At 72.1% G+C, this 18,758-nt stretch carries 14 protein-coding genes; 3 read left to right on the top strand and 11 right to left on the bottom strand.

Annotated elements, in window-relative coordinates:
• Positions 1-115: 115 nt before the first annotated feature.
• A complete protein-coding gene (locus ACFQRF_RS23210) occupies positions 116-3,169 on the bottom strand; it encodes a sensor histidine kinase (RefSeq protein ID WP_379873291.1) in 3,054 nt (1,017 codons plus the stop codon).
• A gap of 635 nt (positions 3,170-3,804) precedes the next feature.
• On the opposite strand from ACFQRF_RS23210, the gene ACFQRF_RS23205 reads away from it, so the two are divergent.
• Positions 3,805-5,058, top strand: a complete 1,254-nt coding sequence (locus ACFQRF_RS23205; protein WP_379873290.1) for a D-alanyl-D-alanine carboxypeptidase family protein — start codon at positions 3,805-3,807, stop codon at positions 5,056-5,058.
• Between the two features lie 31 nt (positions 5,059-5,089).
• Here the strand turns inward: ACFQRF_RS23205 and ACFQRF_RS23200 are convergent, their stop codons facing one another.
• Positions 5,090-5,770 (bottom strand): hypothetical protein, encoded by a 681-nt coding sequence (locus tag ACFQRF_RS23200; protein ID WP_379873289.1) that lies wholly within the window; start codon positions 5,768-5,770, stop codon positions 5,090-5,092.
• A 298-nt stretch (positions 5,771-6,068) separates the two neighbouring features.
• On the opposite strand from ACFQRF_RS23200, the gene ACFQRF_RS23195 reads away from it, so the two are divergent.
• Complete coding sequence (locus ACFQRF_RS23195; RefSeq protein WP_379873288.1) at positions 6,069-6,230, top strand: type II toxin -antitoxin system TacA 1-like antitoxin; 162 nt, start codon at positions 6,069-6,071, stop codon at positions 6,228-6,230.
• A gap of 122 nt (positions 6,231-6,352) precedes the next feature.
• On the opposite strand, the gene ACFQRF_RS23190 is transcribed toward ACFQRF_RS23195, so the two are convergent.
• From ACFQRF_RS23190 to ACFQRF_RS23150, 9 genes are all read right to left on the bottom strand, one after another.
• Complete coding sequence (locus ACFQRF_RS23190; protein ID WP_379873287.1) at positions 6,353-7,378, bottom strand: LacI family DNA-binding transcriptional regulator; 1,026 nt, start codon at positions 7,376-7,378, stop codon at positions 6,353-6,355.
• Positions 7,379-7,482: 104 nt separating this feature from the next.
• Complete coding sequence (locus ACFQRF_RS23185; protein ID WP_379873400.1) at positions 7,483-8,916, bottom strand: GH1 family beta-glucosidase; 1,434 nt, start codon at positions 8,914-8,916, stop codon at positions 7,483-7,485.
• A 65-nt stretch (positions 8,917-8,981) separates the two neighbouring features.
• A complete protein-coding gene (locus tag ACFQRF_RS23180; protein WP_379873286.1) occupies positions 8,982-9,890 on the bottom strand; it encodes a carbohydrate ABC transporter permease in 909 nt (302 codons plus the stop codon).
• Entirely contained in the window at positions 9,887-10,873 is a 987-nt protein-coding gene (locus ACFQRF_RS23175; protein ID WP_379873285.1) for a carbohydrate ABC transporter permease, read from the bottom strand. Before ACFQRF_RS23175 ends, ACFQRF_RS23180 begins: the two co-directional genes overlap by 4 nt.
• A 124-nt stretch (positions 10,874-10,997) precedes the next feature.
• Entirely contained in the window at positions 10,998-12,287 is a 1,290-nt protein-coding gene (locus ACFQRF_RS23170; RefSeq protein ID WP_379873284.1) for an extracellular solute-binding protein, read from the bottom strand.
• A gap of 230 nt (positions 12,288-12,517) precedes the next feature.
• The gene (locus ACFQRF_RS23165; protein WP_379873283.1) at positions 12,518-13,375 is read right to left on the bottom strand and encodes a MetQ/NlpA family ABC transporter substrate-binding protein; all 858 of its coding nucleotides are present in this window, start codon (positions 13,373-13,375) and stop codon (positions 12,518-12,520) included.
• 84 nt (positions 13,376-13,459) lie between these two features.
• Entirely contained in the window at positions 13,460-14,140 is a 681-nt protein-coding gene (locus tag ACFQRF_RS23160; RefSeq protein WP_379873282.1) for a methionine ABC transporter permease, read from the bottom strand.
• The gene (locus ACFQRF_RS23155) at positions 14,140-15,093 is read right to left on the bottom strand and encodes a methionine ABC transporter ATP-binding protein (protein ID WP_379873281.1); all 954 of its coding nucleotides are present in this window, start codon (positions 15,091-15,093) and stop codon (positions 14,140-14,142) included. The genes ACFQRF_RS23160 and ACFQRF_RS23155 overlap by 1 nt, the downstream gene beginning before the upstream one ends.
• Before the next feature lie 518 nt (positions 15,094-15,611).
• Positions 15,612-16,838, bottom strand: coding sequence for a multidrug effflux MFS transporter (locus ACFQRF_RS23150; RefSeq protein WP_379873280.1), 1,227 nt, complete (start codon positions 16,836-16,838; stop codon positions 15,612-15,614).
• Positions 16,839-17,360: 522 nt separating this feature from the next.
• On the opposite strand from ACFQRF_RS23150, the gene ACFQRF_RS23145 reads away from it, so the two are divergent.
• Positions 17,361-18,431 carry a coiled-coil domain-containing protein gene (locus ACFQRF_RS23145; RefSeq protein ID WP_379873279.1) on the top strand — a complete coding sequence of 357 codons (1,071 nt, stop codon included), beginning with the start codon at positions 17,361-17,363 and terminating at the stop codon, positions 18,429-18,431.
• Positions 18,432-18,758 lie beyond the last annotated feature (327 nt).

Raw genomic sequence — 18,758 nt, 5'->3', positions numbered from 1 at the left:
TGCTAATTCATAGCTCATCCGTGATCTCCGGCGGGACGGCCGCACGGATCGCGGATCGGGCCGGCCCGGCTGTCGCCGGCCCGATCCGCCTCCGCACGCGTGGCCCCGGTGCGCACTACTTCTCCTTGGGCTGTCGCTCGCCGGCGTCGCTCCGGCCCTGACGAATCCCCTGCTGGAAACTGGAGAACCTGTTGCGGACCTGGTCGGCCGAACGAGCCGGGATCTGCTTGAAATTCTCGGGCGCGGGAGCCGTGCCCGGAACAAGGTTTGCCTTGGGAACGCGTTTTGGCAAGCCCGCGGAGGTCAGACCCCCGGCGAGCGGCTCGGCCGCGCTGCGCGCCGCCTCCCAGCCGCGGTCGGACTCCGACTCCCACGTCGGCTCCGGTGCCGGCTCCGCGGCCGGTGCCGGCCGCTGCGGGCGCGCGCCGGTGCCGTTGGGGGCGGACGACCACTTGGCCGCGTCCAGGTTGGCGGGACGGGCCGAGGGCCGCTGCCCACCGTCTGCGGCCGGGCGGCGCGGATCCTCCACGGCGTCCAGCGGGCCGGTCACGTCCGGCGCGGTGACGGCCGGGCGGCCGGAGCGGCGCCGGAACCAGTTGGACTCTATCGAGTCGAATATGGGCAGCGGCTCGCTGTTGGACTCCGGGCTCGGCGGGACGACCGTGCGGTGGCTGGGCGCGCCGTACCTCTTGGACAGGTACGCCGTCGAACCGTACCCCTCGCGGTTGTCCGCCCCCGAGCCCGTGCCGGCCGTGGCGCCGTGCGCCTCCTCACCGCCGGTGGCCGCCGGGGAGGCCGCGGCGTTCGGCGCCGCCGGAGCCGGCCGCTGCCAGGAGCCGGTCTGCGCGCCGCGGTCCGGCCGCTCCCAGACGTGCGATCCCGTGTGCTCGCTCGCGGACTCGCCGGACCGCTCCCAGCGCCGCTGGGGCTCCTGGACGGGCGGCTCGGGCCGCGACTCGGCCGGGCGCGGTGCGGCGGGCGGGGTGCTCTGCTCCGGCGGGTCGGCCGGCCGCAGCCAGCCGGTGTCGCCCCACAGGTCCTGTCCGCTCGGCGGGTGCTCCGGCGGCTCCGGCTCGTCGCTGCGGCCCTGCCCGTTGCGCTTGGGAAGCCCCGACGGCGTCTCCCGCTGCCAGGACGGCCGCTCGGCCGGCTTCGGCGACTGCCACACGTCCGAGGGGTCCGACGGAGCCGGGCTGGCGGCGAACGCCGCCGTCGCCTCGGCGTAGGTGTCGGGGACACCGCCGCGCCCGGTGCCCAGGGCCGGCGGCGCGGACGCGTCCACCGGGCTGATGAGCAGGTCGGCGGGCAGCGCGACGAGCGCGGTGACACCGCCGTTGTGCGCCGGGCGCAGCCGGACCTGGATGCCGTGCCGGGCGGCCAGCCGGCCGACCACGAACAGACCCATGCGGCGGGAGACGGCGACGTCGATCACCGGCGGCTTGGCCAGCCGCTCGTTCGTCGCCTCGATCTCCTCGGGCGGCATGCCGATTCCGCTGTCGGTGACCTCGATCATCACCTCGCCGCTCTCCAGCGCGCGGGCGGTGACCGAGACCTGGGTGTCGTGTGCGGAGAAGGAGGTGGCGTTCTCCACGAGCTCGGCCACCAGGTGGATGACGTCGTTCACGGGCCGGCCCAGCACGGAGATGTGCGAGGGCGCGCGGACGTTGACCCGCTCGTACTGCTCGACCTCGGAGATCGCGCCGCGCAGCACGTCCACCAGCGGGACGGGCTGCGCCCACTTGCGGGTGTTGTCCTGCCCCGAGAGGACCAGCAGGTTCTCGTTGTTGCGGCGCATGCGGGTGGCGAGGTGGTCGAGCTGGAAGAGGTCGCCGAGCCGGTCCGAGTCCTGCTCGCTCTGCTCCAGGCCGTCGATCAGCCGCAGCTGCCGTTCCACCAGGGTCTGGCTGCGCCGGGAGAGGTTGACGAACATCGCGTTGACGTTGCTGCGCAGCGCGGCCTCGTCGGAGGCGAGCCGCACGGCGACCCGGTGCACCTCGTCGAAGGAGCGGGCGACCTCGCCGATCTCGTCGGCGGAGTCGACGCCGACGGGGGCGACCTTGACCTCGCCGGGTCCGGCGGAGCTCTCCCGCATCCGGGTGATGGCCCGCGGCAGCTCGGTCTCGGCGACGCGCAGCGCGCCTTCGCGCAGCGCCCGCAGCGGCCCGACCATCGAGCGCACGACCAGCAGGGTCATCACCAGGACGGCGGCGAGCAGCAGGAGGATGAAGCCGGAGTCGACGAGGGCGTCGTTGCGGGCCTCCGCCTTCAGGCCGGCGGCCTGGCCGCGCACCTCGCCGGAGAGGGCGGTCTCGACCTCCCGCATCCGGTCCAGCGACTCGTTCGCCACGTCGAAGTAGTCGCCGGCGGTGTCACCGGCGGTGAGGCCGGTGAGCGACTGCTGGGTGTCCACGCGCATCATGACCCGCAGCCGCATGGTCGACATGCGGTTGACCTCCAGGCCGCTGAAGGTGTCGTCGTAGATGCGGCGCTGGTCGATGGTGGCGCTGCTGGTGAAGTTCTGGATCTCGTTGTCGTAGCGGGCGCGGGTGCTCTCGATGGCCTCCTGGATGCCGCCCGACATCGAGTTGCGCATCAGGGAGTGCAGCATGAGCGCGGCCTCGTAGGAGAGCTGGTCGCGCGCCTTGCTCAACGCGGTCAGCGCCCGCACGCTCTCGCGGAGCGCGGTGTCGCCGGTGTCCTCGGCGATCGTCTCGTTGAAGCCGACCAGCGTGTCGATCAGCTGCCGGTACTTGGTGACGGCGGGAAGCACGGTCACCCGGGTGTCGGCGACCTCGCTGCGGATGGCTCCGAGGTCGTCCAGGGAGGTCAGCATGCTGCTCAGCCGGTTTCCGGCGAGGTCGGTGCCGGGTTCGCCCAGTTCGAGCGCACCGGTGCGGACCTCGTTCACCGCCTGGTCGACGACCTGCTGCTGCTCCTCCAGCTCCAGGCGGCGCTGCTGGGAGCGGTTGTTCGGGTTCGGGGACTCGGCGATGTAGGCCGCCGTGAGAAGCCGTTCGTGCCCGAGCTGGTTGGCCAGCTCCACGATGGCCTCACCGAGCGTGGCCGTCGTCTCGATGCGCTCGTGGGTCAGCGTGTCCTGCACGTTCTCCGTGATGCGCAGCCCGCCCAGCAGCACCGCCGCCACCGTCGGGATGACGATGAGCGCCATGAGGCGCGACCGCACCCGCCAGTTACGCGGTGCCCACCGCTGGGCCCGCCGCTGTGGCGCCTTTTCCGTGGCATCGTCCTGCGCGGGCAAGCCATCCTGCGCGGCGTCGGCTGCGCCGTTCGTCGCTCGTGTCGACACGGACCCTCGCACCCTTTCGTGTCACCGCCTCCGGGCATATGGACGTGGTCCCTCATGAGTGGTCGCGAGCGGACCGGTCAGGAGACCCAGAGGACCGCGGCGCCCGCCGATCCGCCGGCGGAGAGGGCTGTCCGTCATCGAAAAAGCAGGACTACCAGGGACTCCCCGGATTTCGGTGCTGGGCTCGCCTCATGAGGGGGAGAGGCGTCGCGCACCATTAAACCGAAACAGTGCACGTGAGGTCGATAGCGTACCAATGCGGCAAGAGGCGGTACACGTTCACGTTTTGCGCTATTACCAGAGATCACCACACATCCGACACCGTTGTGGCGCCTGCGGACCCGCACCGCACGGCTTCGTCCCGCCGCAGGTCGGCGCCCCCTCCCCCGCCAGGTGCGATTTTCATAACGTTTCGGACACTCGCACGTCGCTACCGTGCGTGACCCCAATCTCGTGCGATCGTGATGCCGGATCCGAACCGTCCGGGGGGAGTGTCCGTGCAGCTCAGCGACCGCCTAGCAGACCGGCCGGCCCGGCGCCGCCACCGGACCGCCCGTGCGGCCCCCGCGGCCCTGATGCTGCTGGCCGCCATGCTCGCGGCACCGGCACCGCACGCCACCGCCGAACGCGCCCCCGACACCGGTCAGATCGAGCGGGCGCGCCGCACCGAGGCCGGCCACGCCGAGTCCCTCGCCGCCCTGCGCACCCGGCTCGCCGAGGTGCGCAGCCGGCTGGACGAGCTGCAGGCCGCCTCCGAGGCGGCCGTCCTCGCCCACCAGGCGCAGGCCGACCGCCTCGCCGAGGCCGAGGAGGAGCTGGCGGCGGCCGAACGCGTCGCGGCGGGCGCCGCCGAAGCCCGGCAGCAGCGGCGCCGCGGCGCGGCCGGCTACGCGCGCTCGGCGTACCAGGGCGCCGACCTGAGCATGATGCACGCCTGGACCGAGCCGGGCGGCCCTCAGGAGGTGCTGGAGCGCAGCGGCTACATGCAGCTGCTCGCCGAACGTCAGGACGCCGTCCTGCACCGGGCCGAGGCCGCTGGGGTCGCCGCGGAAACGTTGCGGCGGCGCGCAGCGGCGGCCCGCGAGGAGCGCCGGCTGGCCGCCGAGAGCACCGCCGAGACCCGGGACGCCGCGCTGGACGCCGTGCGCGAGCAGCAGGCGGCGATGGCCGGCATCCTCGCCGAGCAGTCGGAACTGGAGGAGCGGCTCGCCGCCGCCCGGCAGGACACCGCCGGACTGGAACGGCGGCGCGAACGCGCGCTCCGGCGCGCCGAGCGCGCGGCCGGCAGCCGCACTGGGGCGACCGGGGGCGCCGTGGCCTCCGACGCCCCGCTGCCGGGCTGCACCGGCGTCGCGCACGGGCACCCCAACGGCCGCATCCCGGAGTCGGCGCTGTGCGCCCTCCCCCAGGCGGGCGAGATGCTGCGCGCCGACGCCGCCGCCGCGTTCATCCGGCTGGACGGCGCGTTCCGGAAGCGGTTCGGCCGACCGATGTGCGTCACGGACTCCTACCGGCCGCTGGACGAGCAAATGGTGCTCTTCCTGGAGAAGCAGCCGGGCATGGCCGCCCGTCCGGGGACCAGCCGGCACGGCCTGGGCGTCGCGGTGGACCTGTGCGGCGGCGTCAACCGGTACGGCTCGCCGGAGTACACCTGGATGATGGCGAACGCGCCCGCCTACGGCTGGCACAACCCGCCCTGGGCCCGCGGCGGGTTCGAGCCGTGGCACTGGGAGTTCGACCCGGCGGTGTGACCGCCCCGCCGACGGGCGCGGCGGTCCGCCTCTAGGCGCCCGAGCCCACGCGCAGTTCGAACTCGCCGAGAACCCCGCCGTCGACGTGCAGCTCCTCCCCCGGCTCCAGTGGCCGGGTGCGGGCCGGAAGGGCCGCCACGACGTCGCCCCGCAGCCCCTCGGTCCAGGCGAGTTTGCCGTCCAGGACGGTCTCGGCGAGGACGGTGCCCTCAATCGCGGCCGTCACGGTGAGGTCGGAACCGTCGAACTCGTCCCCCGTCACGATCGCCGGTCCCAGCGTGAGCGCGACGTCGGCGCCCTGTGGCGTCTGCCACAGGCAGGCCAGGCAGTACCCGGCGTGCCGGTGGCCGCCGCCGAACACCGCGGCCACCCCCGGCGCCGCGGAGACCGAGGCCACACCCGACGGCAGCACCATGCCGTCGTCGGTCCCCCGCACCAGTTCCGGGGCGATCTCGCGCTGCTCCTCCTCGCCGACCATCAGCGTCAGCGGGGTGGCCGGCCGCACCGGTGCGCACAGCCGTGTCTCGAACTCCACGATGATCTCGACGGGCGCCGCGAGGGCACGCTGGTAGGCGTCGGCGAGCGCGTCGCGGTTCTCGGCCAGCAGGGCGGGCACGCTCTCGTGCCCCGGATACCCGAACACGCAACCGTCATCGACGACGCCGGGCCGCTCCGCTCCCCCACTGGGCGACAGATAGGTGACCCAGCGCATATGACTTCCCTCCCCGAGACGAACCGTGCGCGACGATTATCGTCCCGACGGCGACCTCCCAGGGAGGAAACGTACGAGCCGCCGCCATCGATCCCGCACATGTCGCCCGGGGGCGCCCAACGGGACGGTCGCCGGCCGAACGAACAGCACAGCACAGCAAGAACACAGCGAGCGCCTTCGGACCCAGATCTACCGTACAAGTGCCGCACACTACGGAGTGTCAGCAGGAATTCCAGCTGAGCGGGTGCCGCCTTCGGCCGCCCGCACGCTCAGCACCCCGGCGGCCAAGGGAGTCCACGTGAGCGCTGCCACAGAACGGATGGAGGTCCGCCTCACCTCTGCGGAGAAGGCATTTCTCCCGCACGCCGCCCGGCTCAGCCACGAGTCCGCGTCCGGATTCATGGTGCGAGCGGCCCAGAACGCGGCCGTTGCGTACCAGCGCGCTGCGCACCCGCGCTGATAACGCACGGTACGCGCTCTTCCGCAAGACGAGCGATCAAGACCAGCGATATCGCCAAGACCCTCGGCCGAGGCGTCTGACGAGGTCTCGCGTCTGGCAGGCCCGCCCCCGCTCCACTCCTGTCACGCCGACTCCCGGACGACCAGGTGGGCGTCCAGGACGACGTTCTCCGACGGCGGGGTGCCGGCCGCCATGGCGTCGACCAGCAGCCGGGTCATCTCCCGCCCCATCCGCTCGGTGGGCTGGTGCACGGTGGTGAGCGGCGGGTCGGCGTGCCGGGCCAGACCGGAGTCGTCGTAGCCCACCACCGCCACGTCCTCGGGCACGCGGCGGCCGGCCGCGCGCAGCACCCGGAGGGCCGCCAGCGCCATGGGGTCGGACGCGGCGAACACCGCGTCGACGTCCGGCGCGGCCCGCAGCAGTTCGCGGGTGGCCTCGGCGCCGCCCTCGTAGCTGAAGTCGCCGACCGCCACCAGTTCCGGCGCCGGCGGGCGCCCGGCGTCGCGCAGTGCCTCCTGGTAGCCGCGCAGCCGGTCCACCCCCGCCGCCATGTCCTGCGGGCCGGCGACCAGCCCCACCCGTCGGCGCCCCGCGGCGATCAGGTGGCGGGTGGCGGCGTAGGCGCCGCCCACGTTGTCGATGTCGACGTAGTGCACCGGGTGCCGGCTCTCGATCAGCGGCCGGCCGCCGTACACGCACAGCACCCCCGCCTCGGCGAGCCGGTCCGGCAGCGTGTCATCGGAGTGCTGTGAGACGATCAGGACGCCGTCGACGTGCTGGCCGGTGAGGTACTCGCCCAGCCGCTCGTGTTCGCCCGCCGAGCGGGCCATGGTGAGCATCAACTGCAGGCCGCGCTCGTTCAGCACCGCGCTGACGCCGCGCACGATGTCGGCGAAGAACGGCTGCTCGAACAGCCGCTCGTCGGACTCCGACACCACCAGCGCGACGGTGTCCGTGCGCTGGGTGACCAGGGTGCGCGCCGCGTGGTTGGGCACGTACCCCAGCTCCCGCACCGCGTTCAGCACCGCGTCCCGCGTGGCCGGGCTGACCTGCTCCGATCCGTTGATCACCCGCGAGACCGTGCCGCGGCCCACGCCCGCGTACTCGGCCACCATCTCCAGCGTCGGCCGCTGCCGCCGACCGTTCATCCTCAGCCCACCCCCGTCGCGCTTCGCGGCCGCTGTTCGGCGGCCCTCGGGCTGCCACCAATTGTGGTACACCCGCAACGGCCGCCGATCTCCGTCGGGGGTGGTCAGAGGGGGTCGGAGCCGGATCCAGGCGGCGGCACCTCGCCGCTCCGGACCACCCGCGCGTACCACCGTCCGCTGTCCTTGATCACCCGGTGCTGGGTCGGGTAATCGACGTGCACCAGCCCGAAGCGCCGGCTGTAACCGAGCGCCCATTCGAAGTTGTCCAGCAGTGACCAGGCGAAATAGCCGCGCAGCGGGACGCCGTCGGCGATGGCGCGGTGGGCGGCGCGCAGGTGCTGGTCCAGGTAGCCGATCCGCTGGGGGTCGTGCACCGCGCCGTCGGCGGCCACCTCGTCGTCGTAGGCGGCGCCGTTCTCGGTGACGTACAGCTCCAGTCCGGGTTTCTCCGCGGCGAGCCGGACGAGGACGTCGTACAGCCCGCTGGCGTCGACCTCCCACCCCATGGCGGTTTGCGGCAGCCCCTGCAGGACGAACCGGACGTCCTCGCTGCCGACCCAGGTGGCGCCGTCGCCTTGCTCGACCGCGGCCGGGTCGACGCCGCGCACGTCGCCCGCGACCCACTGCGGGTTGTAGAAGTTGACGCCGAGCAGGTCGATCGGCGTGGAGACGGTGGCGAGGTCGCCGTCGCGCACGAATCCGAAGTCGCTGACCGCGGCGACGTCGGCCAGCACGTCGTCCGGGTAGCGGCCGTGCAGTACCGGGTCGGTGAAGATCCGGTTCCGCAGCCCGTCGACCCGCCGGGCCGCGTCGAGGTCGGCCGGGCTGCCGGTGTGCGGGCGCAGCACGGTCTGGTTGTGGACGAGCCCCACGCGGTGCGCTCGGCCGTCGGCGGTGCGCCCGCCGCGGATCCGTTCGGCCGCCAGGCCGTGCGCGAGCAGCAGGTGGTGGACGGCGGCCAGCGCGGCGGCGGGCTCCCGCCGTCCGGGGGCGTGCACGCCTTGGGCGTAGCCGAGGAAGGCCGAGCACCACGGCTCGTTCAGCGTGGTCCAGTTGGCCACCCGGTCCCCAAGGGCGTCGTGGACCACGGCGGCGTACTCGGCGAACCGCAGGGCGGTGTCACGGACGGGCCAGCCGCCGGCGTCCTCCAGCGGCTGCGGCAGATCCCAGTGGTAGAGGGTGGGCCAGGGTTCGATGCCGGCGGCGAGCAGCGCGTCCACCAGCCGGTCGTAGAAGTCCAGGCCGGCCCGGTTGACGGCCCCCGCGCCGCCGGGCAGCACCCGCGGCCACGCGATCGAGAAGCGGTAGGCGCCGAGCCCGAGCTCCCGCATGAGGGCGATGTCCTCGGGGTAGCGCCGGTAGTGGTCGGTGGCCGGTTCCCCGGTGTCGCCGCCGGCCACCGCGCCCGGGGTGGCCGCGAACGTGTCCCAGATGCTCGGGCCACGGCCGTCGGCGGTGGTGGCGCCCTCGATCTGGAACGACGCGGTGGCGGCGCCCCAGACGAATCCGGCCGGGAACCGCACGGGCGCGTCCTGCACCGGGCGCTCCCCGGGGGCCGCGCCGGTCGCGGTGCCATCGGCGGACGGGGTGGGCTGTCGTCGAGTCACGCTTTGATCGCACCTTCCATGATGCGGCCGACGAGCTGGCGGCCGAGGACGATGAAAATGAGCAGCAACGGCAGGGTGGCGACCGCCGCGCCGGTGAACATCAGCGCGAAGTCGCGGGAGAACGCCGACAGGTTGAGCTGGTTGATGGAGTACTGCACGGTCGGGTTGGCCGGGGTGAGGACGGCGAGCGCCCAGATGAACTCGTTCCACACGGTCATGAAGGTGAGCAGCCCCAGGACGACCATGGCCGGCCGCAGCGCGGGCAGTACCACACTGAGGTAGATGCGGAACGTGGAGCACCCGTCGATCCGCGCCGCCTCCATCAGTTCGTCGGGGATGGTCTGCTGCACGTACTGCCGCATCATGAACACCCCGAACCCGCTCACCATGAAGGGGACGATCACCGCCTGCAGTTCGCCCCGCCACCCCAGCCATTCCATCAGCATGAGCAGCGGGATGACGCCGACCTGGACGGGGACCGCCATCGTCGCCACGACCGCGACCGTGAAGCCGGTCCGGCCGCGGAACCGCAGCTTGCCCAGGGCGAACCCGGCCAGCGAGCAGAACAGCACCACCGACACCGCCACGGTGGTGGCGGCGATCAGCGAGTTCATCAGGCCGGTGCCGAAGTTGGCGGTGCTATTGGCGAACAGCCGCTCCAGGTTGAGCGAGAGGTTCGGGCCGGGCAGCAGCGACGGTGGGCGGGCGGAGGCGGCGGCCGAGTCGCGGGTGGCCACCACGAACATCCACCACAGCGGGAACACCGACGCCACCAGGGTGAGCACCAGCGCGACGTAGGTGAGCGGGGTGGCCTGGCGGATGCCAACGGTGGTGCGGCGGCGGGGGCGCCCCCGCGCCGGGCGGCGCGCGGCGGACCGCGCGGTGGTGGTGGCGGTGGCGGTCATGTGGCGCTCCGGATGCGGCTGGTGACCAGGACGTTGAGGAGGGAGAACAGCACGATCAGCAGGAACAGCATCCAGGCGACGGCCGAGCCGTAGCCGTAGTTGCCGTAGCGGAACGCCTCCTGGTAGACGAGCATCATCACGGTCTGGAATTGGCTCTCGGTGCCGCCGTTCATGGCGCCGTCGGTGCCGAAGACCGCAGGTTCGGTGAACAGCTGCATCTGCCCGATGGTGGAGATGATGACGGTGAAGATGATCGTCGGGCGCAGCATCGGGATGGTGATCTGCCAGAACTGGCGGAGCCGGCCGGCGCCGTCGAGGGCCGCCGCCTCGTACAGGTCGCGCGAAACCGCCTGCATGGCGGCGAGGTAGATCAGCGCGTTGTAGCCGGTCCACCGCCAGTCGATCATGACGGCGATCGCCACCCAGGAGGCGTACTTCTCGCCGCGCCAGTCCACCGGGTCGATCCCGGCGAGCTCCAGCACATAGTTGACCATTCCGAACTGCGGCCCGAACAACTGGCCGAACACGATGGCCACGGCCGCGATCGAGGTGACATAGGGCAGGATCAGCCCGATCCGGAAGAATCCGCTCCACCGCAGCCGGCGGTTGAGCAGGTCGGCGAGGAACAGCGCCACGAGCAGCTGCGGCACGACGGCGATGACGAAGATGCCGAGCGTGTTGTACAGCGCGTTCCAGAACTTGCCGTCGGTGATGAGCCGCTCGTAGTTGGCGAGCCCGACGAAACCTTCGTTCCCGCCGATGAGGCTCCACTCGTGCAGGGAGACCCACACCGTGTACAGCAGCGGGAACAGGCCGAAGACGCCGAACAGCAGGAAGAACGGGGAGATGAAGAGGTAGGGGGATCCCTTGACGTCCAGATGGGCGAGCCGGGTGCGGCGACGCTCCCGGCGGCGCGCCGCCTCATCGGTGTCGGGCGGCGCGGCATCGGGTGCCGCGGTGCCGCCGCGGGCGGGTGGGGTCACGTCACGCGCTCCTGGTGGGAGGTGGGACAGGGGAGGAGGGCGGCCCGGCCCCGGTGCGCGGCGCGGGGCCGCGGTGATGGGGATGGGGAGGGCGGGGCCGGGCCGCCGGTCGGGTCGCCGGAGGTCAGCCTTCGCCGGCGGCGCGCTCGGCTTCGTCGAGGACGCGCTGCCACCCCTCGTCGGGGCTCGCCTGACCCTGCTCGACCGCCTCCAGCGCGGCGCGGAAGGAGTCGTCGATCGCCTGGGTGTCCGGGCCGAAGTAGACGGGCTCCAGGTCCTTGGCGCTCGTCCCGTAGATCTCACCCACGGGGGCGTCGTTGAAGTAGGGGCGGGTGAACTCCTGGACCTCGGGGCTGTCGATGGCCTCCTCCGAGGACGGCAGGTTGTTGGCGGCCTCCCAGGCGGCGAGCTGGCCCTCGGGGCTGCTCAGCAGCATCGCCAGCTCCGCGGCGAGCTCGGGCTGCTCGCTCTGGGCGGGGACGGCGAGGAAGGAGCCGCCCCGGTTGCCTCCCCCGCCGGGAACGGTCGTGACGTCCCATCTGCCGTTGCCGGCCTCACCGGCGGTGCTCTCGATGTGGCCGAGCATCCAGGCGGGGCAGGGCAGCGTCGCGAAGGTGTTGTTCTGGATGCCGGCGTTCCACTCGTCGGACCAGAGGGGCAGGTTGGCCGAGAGCCCGGCCTCCGCCATCTCGGTGGCCGTCTCCCAGGCGTCCCGGACGTTCGGGTTGCTGTCGACGACCAGGTTGCCGTCGCGGTCCTGGTAGGTGTGGCCGCCCGGCTGGACCTTCAGCAGGTCGTAGTAGGGCGAGATGGTGGAGACGAACGAGGCCCCGGTTTCGGCCTCCTGGAAGTCGCGGCCGGTCTCGATGAACTCGTCCCAGGTTGGCCACAGCGCGCCGACCTCTTCGCGGTCGGTGGGCAGCCCGGCGTCGCGGAAGAGTTCGATGTTGTAGCACATCGCCATGCTGCCGATGTCGGTGCCCAGGCCGATCAGCCGCCCGTCGGGGGTGTGCCCCTGCTCCCACTTCCAGGGAAGGTAGTCCGCCTCCAGTTCGGCGCCGCCGTACTCGTTGAGGTCGACGAAGCGGTCGGCCTGCTCCAGGAACTGGACGAGGATGGCCTCCTCGACCGCGACGACGTCTCCGGCGCCGCTGCCGGCGGCGATGTTCTGCTGGAGTTGCGGCGTGTAGTCGGCGAGTTCGGTGATGTTGCGCTCTTCGATGGTGACGCCCGGGTTGTCCTCCTCGAACTGCCGGTACAGCTCCTCGTACCCGAACACTCCGAAGGTGTCGACGACGAGGGTGACCTCGCCATCGGAGTCGCCGGATCCGCCGCACGCGGTGGTGGCGAGCAGCGCCGCGGCGCCGGCCGCGGCTATGGCGGCCCGCCAGGCGGGACGTGGCTGGTTCTGCATCTCGACCCCTGTTCCAGACATGGTGGACGACGTGCAGCTCCCGCAACCCGGGATTCTGGGAGCGCTCCCAACACAGAGTGATGGGCGCCACATCTAAAATCAATCCCCTACTCTACCGACGCAACGCAACCGTTACCCGCCCGAGGGCCGGGAAACGCCCGGGGGCGGCGGCGGTTCGGCCGCCGGCCCCCGGAGGGCGGCACGGACCGGCCGGTGCGGCCGGCGCCCGGTCACGCCTGCTCGTCCACCGGGAAGACCACGCCCTGCCAGGTGTCCTCGATGTACTGCCGCACCTCGTCACTGTGCAGCAGTTCGGCCAGCCGCGCGATGTCGGGGTCGCCCTCGTCCTCGGCGCGGACCACCAGGCCGTTGGCGTAGTTCTCGATGTAGTCCTCGGCGTCGTCGGGCTCCCAGGCGAGCACGTTGGCGCTGGCGGCGAGGTCGGCCTCGATCGCGTAGTTGCCGTTCACCACCGCGGCGTCGACGTCGCCCAGCGAGCGCGGCAACTGGGCCGCCTCCAGCGGAGTGACCGTGATGTCCTGCGGGTTGTCCGCGATGTCGTTCTCGGTGGCCAGCGCACCGGCGTCGGCGTCCATCGTGAACAGGCCCTCGGCCTCCAGGGTCCGCAGCGCCCGGTCCAGGTTCGCGGCGTCGTTGGGCACCGCGATCTCGGCGCCGTCGGGCAGGTCGGCCACGTCCTCGTGCTCGCTGGAGTACAGCCCCAGGCGCTCCACGTGCACGTCGCTGACGTAGACGAGCTCGTCGTCGGGGTTGGCGTCCTGCCACTCGCCCAGGAAGGTGCGGTGCTGGAAGTAGTTCGCGTCCAGCTCGCCCTCGGCCAGTTGCGGGTTGGGCTGGTTGTAGTCGGCGATCTCGACGATCTCCAGGTTCAGGCCGGCCTCGGCGGCCAGGTTCTCCTGGACGAAGTTCAGGATGTCGCCGTGCGGGACCGGGTTGACGCCGACCCGCAGCGTCACGAGGTCGTCGCCGCCGGCGTCCTCCTGCGCGGCGTTCTCGCTCGGGCTGCCGCAGGCCGCCAGCGCGGCCGTCAGGGTAGCGGCGCCGATGATGGCCCATGTCTTGCGCACGTGTGTGCTCCTCACGGTCGGTCGGGCCGTCCGGGGTCACCGGACGTACCCGGGGGAAACGGGGATGCCTGGACAGGCGGGGGTTCAGCGGTGGGAGAGCCGGCGCACCAGCACGTCGCCGAGGCTCTGCGCGGCCTGGACCACGATGACCAGCAGGACGACCGTGGCCCACAGGTAGTAGTCGTCGAACCGCTGGTAGCCGTAGCGGATGGCGATGTCGCCGAGTCCGCCGCCGCCGATGGCGCCGGCCATCGCGGAGTAGGAGATGAGGGCGACGACCGTCATGACCAGCCCGGCGATCAGGCCGGGCAGCGCCTCGGGCAGCAGCACCTTGGCGACGATGGTGATCCGGCGCGCCCCCATGGCGTGCGACGCCTCGATGACACCGCGGTCCACCTCGCGCAGCGCGGTCTCCACCAGCCGCGCGAAGAACGGGATCGCGCCGATGCTGAGCGGCACGATGGCGGCGGTCGGGCCCAGGGTGGTGCCGGTGAGGAGCCGGGTCAGCGAGAGCACCGCGACCATCAGCACGATGAACGGCAGCGACCGCCCGATGTTGACGATCGCGCCGAGCGCCGCCTTGACCACCGGCGCCGGAGTCAGCCCGCCGCGGTCGGTGGTCACCAGCAGCACGCCCAGCGGCAGGCCGAACAGGACGGTGAACACGGTCGCCCACAGCACCATGTAGAGCGTATCGAGGGTGCCCAGCCAGAGCACCGGCCACATGTCGGGCCAGCGCTCGCCGAGCTCGGTCAGCCACCCCATCAGCCCGCCACCTCCACCAGCAGGCCCTTGCCGTGCAGGTAGGTCAGGGCCGCGTCGCGGCGCTCCCCCTGGATCTGGATGCTGAGGCGGCCGACGGACTGGTCGGACACCTGCTCCACGGCACCGCCGAGGATGTTGACGTCGACGTCGAAGCGCCGGGTGAGTTCGGACATGAGCGGTTCGTCGGGCTTGCCGGTGTAGGTGAGCGTGACGACGTCGGGGGCGTCGGTGGGCGGCAGCGGGAACAGCGACCTGGCCAGCCGCGAACCCGGGGTGGCGAGCAGGTCGAGCACCCGGCCGGACTCCTGGAAGGAGCCGTCGGCCATGATCGCGGCGGAGTCGCAGATCCGCTTGATGACGTCCATCTCGTGCGTGATGAGCAGGATGGTGAGCCCGAGCTCCCGGTTCAGCCGCCGCAGCAGGTCCAGGATCGACTCGGTGGTCCGCGGGTCCAGCGCCGAGGTGGCCTCATCGGAGAGCAGCACCCTGGGGCGCGAGGCCAGCGCACGCGCGATGCCGACGCGCTGCTTCTGGCCACCCGAAAGCTGCGCCGGGTGCGCCGCGGCCTTGTCGGCGAGCCCCACCAGCTCCAGCAGCTCGCCGACGCGGGTGCGGCGCTCGGACCGCGGCACACCGGCGATCTCCAGCGGGAAGGCCACGTTGCCGGCGACGGTGCGCGACGACAGCAGTGCGAAGTGCTGGTGCACCATGCCGATCCCGCGCCGCGCCGCGCGCAGCCGGGCCCCGCCCAGGGCGGTGAGTTCCGCGCCGTCGACGGTGACACGGCCCTCCGTGGGCCGCTCCAGCAGGTTCACACACCGCAGCAGGGTGCTCTTTCCGGCCCCGCTCTGCCCGACCACACCGAAGATCTCGCCCTGCCGCACGTGCAGGTCGACACCATCGAGGGCGAGCACCTCGCGGCCTTTCAACCGGTAGACCTTACGCAGGCCCACAGCCTCTATCACAGTTTCCTCGACGTTTCCTCAGTGCTCTGCAGCTCGGATCGGGCCGGACGCGAATCCGTTGGGGACGGACCGGCGGGTGGTGGAGCGACGCGGCCGGGAGCCGGCCGGCGGGGGTGGACGCCGCCGTTCAGCAGCCGGGACGGGGACGACAGCACCGGCCGGGACGGCGCCCCGCGGCGAGCGGCCTGGCCGCGCCGGGACCCACGGCGCACCCGGCGCCGTCGCTGAACTGGATCTCCACCCCTCTACACAACCATTTCCGGCAGGTTTCCATAGCGGAAGGACCCGGTAATCTTGACCACAAAATCTACTTTATCAGTAGGGAATTTGGAAAACGGTCGGCGGGGGCCAGAGCCGCGCCCGATGCCCACCGAGGTCACTCCCTCGCAGGGTCCACCGTTGGTGGGGTGCTTCCGTGGAGCACTTCCGGTCGCGCTCACCGTCTCGCTCACCTCCACCGCCAACATGACCGGCCTCCGGCAATCGGCGTTGACGGCTCCGGACGCTCAACGGCTCGCCGCTCCGTCGCTCCCCCTCGCCATCAGGTTCACCAAGAACGCCCCCACCAGTCCGGCCATAATGACCGTGACCATGCCGAGGGCGCTGTCCTCGCCGGCGAGCCCGACCAGCGGTGAGGCGCTGGCGCCCACCAGGAACTGCACGGTGCCCAGCAGAGCCGAGGCGCTGCCCGCGTTGAGCGGGTAGCGCCCCAGTGCCAGGGAGGTCGTGGTCGGCATGCTGAAGCTCATGCTGCACATGATCACGAAGAGCAGGACGCAGGTCACCGCGAACGGCAGGCCCGCCAGCGTGGCGACGACCAGCCCGACGCTCGCCACCGCGGCGACCGACAGCGCGCCCATGAGCACCACGCGTTCGGTCACCCGGCCGGCGAGATAGGCGTTGACCTGGCTGAACACCACCATGCCGATACCGTTCAGCCCGAACAGCAGGCTGAACGTCTGCGCCGACGTGTCGTAGACGTTCTGCGCGACGAAGGAGAAGCCCGAGACGTAACCGAACAGCCCGGCCGAGGCCAACCCCTGGGTGAGCATCAGGGCCAGGAAGACGCGATCGCGGAACAGCCGGGCGAACACCCCGATCACCGCCAGGGGCCCGTCCGTGCGCCGCTTCTCGGGCGGCAGCGACTCGCGGAGGACGAACCAGGCGACCGCGAACAGCCCCGCCCCCAGGATCGCCAGCGTCACGAAGATCCCGCGCCAGGACGTCACCAGCATGAGCTGCCCGCCGAAGACGGGGGCGAGGATCGGCGCCAGGCCGATGATGAGCATCAGCCGCGAGAACAGCCGGGTGGCGGCCGGGCCGGAGTAGATGTCGCGGACCATGGCGCGTGAGATCACCATGCCGGCCGCGCCGGCCACGCCCTGCAGGAATCGCAGCCCGGCCAGCGCCTCGGCGTTGGGCGCCGCCGCGCACAGCAGCGAGATCACCGTGTAGGCGGCGGTGCCCACCAGCAGCGGGTTCCGCCGGCCGATGGCGTCGCTGAGCGGACCGAGCACCAACTGCCCGAGGGCGAGCCCCACGAGGCACGCGGTGAGGGTGAGTTGAATCTGGGCCGCGCCGGTCCGCAGCTCGCCCGCCATCTCGGGGAAGGCGGGCAGGTACATGTCGATCGACAGCGGGCCGACCGCGGTCAGCGCGCCGAGTCCGATGACGAGCACGGCGCCGGTCCGTGGACCGCGGCCGTGCGCCTTCGCGTCATCCGCCCCGCTCACCGGGATCCTCCCGACGCCCGCCGCCGACAAGCATCCGAAGATCCCATCTCTGCTCCCCTCGCGCACCGCTCCTGTGATCGCCCAACACCCTAAGCCTCCTGATGTGCGATGATTCCCGACCACATGCGGACGTTCGACCACTCAGCGACCGCGGAGCGTGACGTCGCGCGCCGCACGGGCGGTCACACCGGCCCCTCGGCGGCGGACGGTCACCGCGCGCCGCCGGCCGCGCGCCGGGCCTGTGATCGGAATCATGACCGGCCACGCGTTTCGGACCGGGTCACCCCGGCGTTCCGGCCGGATCCCGCCCGGTCGCGGCGGCCGGTTCCGGCTGCCGATGTTGGCACCACCGCGGATCTTTACCTAAAGTGCTCGAAGTTCGGGCGCATCACCAGCCCCCGCGCCTCCCCCTCCGGTCGAGGCGAGTGCGTGCCGAGCGGCTCGACGATACGAGCGACACCGACCCCGCCACGGGCATCCCACCGAACGCGGGGACGGCTGCGCCAACTGAGGAGCGACGAAGTGGAGCCCACCCGTTCGACCCGCGTCGCGGACCACGCGGACTTCTGGGCGCCTGACCCCCCGACGTGGACCTGGCGGGACCTGCTGGCCTGGCGCCCCGCAGGACCGGCCGCCGGCCATCGAGGCCACCGCGGGCGCCGCGCCGGCGGCGCGGCGATGGCGGCCGTGCTGGCCGCCGCGTGCGTGTTCGCCCCCGCCCGGCCGGACACGGCCGCGGCCGCCCCGGGCGCGCCCATGGCTCCCGCCGAGAACCTGGACGACCTGCTCTCCCGCGCCGAGGCGCTCGGCGACGAGTACAACGGCGAACTGCGCGACATGGAGGCCGTGATCGCCGACGCCGAGAAGGCCGAGGAACGCGCCGACCGTACCCGGCAGGAGGTGGAGGCGGCCCGGGAGCAGGTGCAGCAGCTCGCGGTCGCCAGCTACCAGACCGGCGGCCTGGAACCGGCGCTGACGCTCTTCGTGGAGGAGGAGCCGCAGGACATCATCGACCGCGCCATGCTGGTCGACCACCTGGCCGCCGGGAACAACGACCGGATCGAGCAGCTGCAGCAGGCGATCGCGCGGGACGACAAGGCGCAGGAGAGCGCCCAGGAGAAGGTCGAGCAGGTCCAGGAGGACCTTGAGGAGCTGGAGGGGCAGCGCGAGGAGGTCCAGGCGCTGATCGCGGACTACCCGGTGCAGGAGATGGGCGGCCCGGACAACCTCACGCCGCGCACCCGGCAGATGCGGGAGCTCATCGTCGAGGAGTTCGGCGAGAACCGCGACGACGGTGGAGTCGGCTGCTACCGGCCCGACGGCGGCTGGGTCGTGGGCGAGCACCCGCTCGGGCGGGCCTGCGACTTCATGGTCAATCCCAACGGCCAGATGCCCACCCAGGAACAGATGGAGCACGGGTACGCGATCGCGGAGTGGGCGCAGGAGAACGCCGAGCGCCTCGGGATCATGTACATCATCTACCGGCAGCGCATCTGGGACATCCGGCGCGGCGATGAGGGATGGCGGCAGATGTCCGACCGCGGCAGCATCACCGAGAACCACTACGACCACGTCCACATCTCGATGTTCTGAGCCCTCCGCGCCCGCCGGGGCCGCCGGAGCACCGCCGGGCCGCGGCCGGTTGTGGCCGCGTGGGCGGTCCCACTACGCTTCGGTCGTCCCCGCGGCGAGCGGCGCCGCCGGGAGCGGCCACCAACGGCACGGTCCCGGCACGAAACGGTGACAATCCCGTATGTTCGGCCGCGTTCCGCGCCCATTCGGCTGCCGAGGGCTCGGCCACTCCGGTTAGGATTCCAGCACCGCGCTCCTCGGTCGCGGACCGGCCGGGGACGCCCCCAGAGGTCTTCCGCCCGCCGGCGGCCAATCACCGAGCGCAACGCCGTGGGCCCGTGCCCGCCT

It is taken from the genome of Marinactinospora rubrisoli (assembly GCF_042664915.1).
In the GTDB taxonomy this organism is placed as follows: domain Bacteria; phylum Actinomycetota; class Actinomycetes; order Streptosporangiales; family Streptosporangiaceae; genus Marinitenerispora; species Marinitenerispora rubrisoli.
The sequence above is the reverse complement of the archived record's forward strand: the minus strand, read 5'-3'. Positions and strand labels throughout refer to the sequence as shown.

Bases quoted from the DNA above. Each gene is read 5' to 3' on its own strand.
- ACFQRF_RS23170 (WP_379873284.1), bottom strand. From the start codon at position 12,287: ATGCAGAACCAGCCACGTCCCGCCTGGCGGGCCGCCATAGCCGCGGCC.
- ACFQRF_RS23210 (WP_379873291.1), bottom strand. From the start codon at position 3,169: ATGGCGCTCATCGTCATCCCGACGGTGGCGGCGGTGCTGCTGGGCGGG.
- ACFQRF_RS23160 (WP_379873282.1), bottom strand. From the start codon at position 14,140: ATGGGGTGGCTGACCGAGCTCGGCGAGCGCTGGCCCGACATGTGGCCG.
- ACFQRF_RS23180 (WP_379873286.1), bottom strand. From the start codon at position 9,890: ATGACCGCCACCGCCACCACCACCGCGCGGTCCGCCGCGCGCCGCCCG.
- ACFQRF_RS23190 (WP_379873287.1), bottom strand. From the start codon at position 7,378: ATGAACGGTCGGCGGCAGCGGCCGACGCTGGAGATGGTGGCCGAGTAC.
- ACFQRF_RS23200 (WP_379873289.1), bottom strand. From the start codon at position 5,770: ATGCGCTGGGTCACCTATCTGTCGCCCAGTGGGGGAGCGGAGCGGCCC.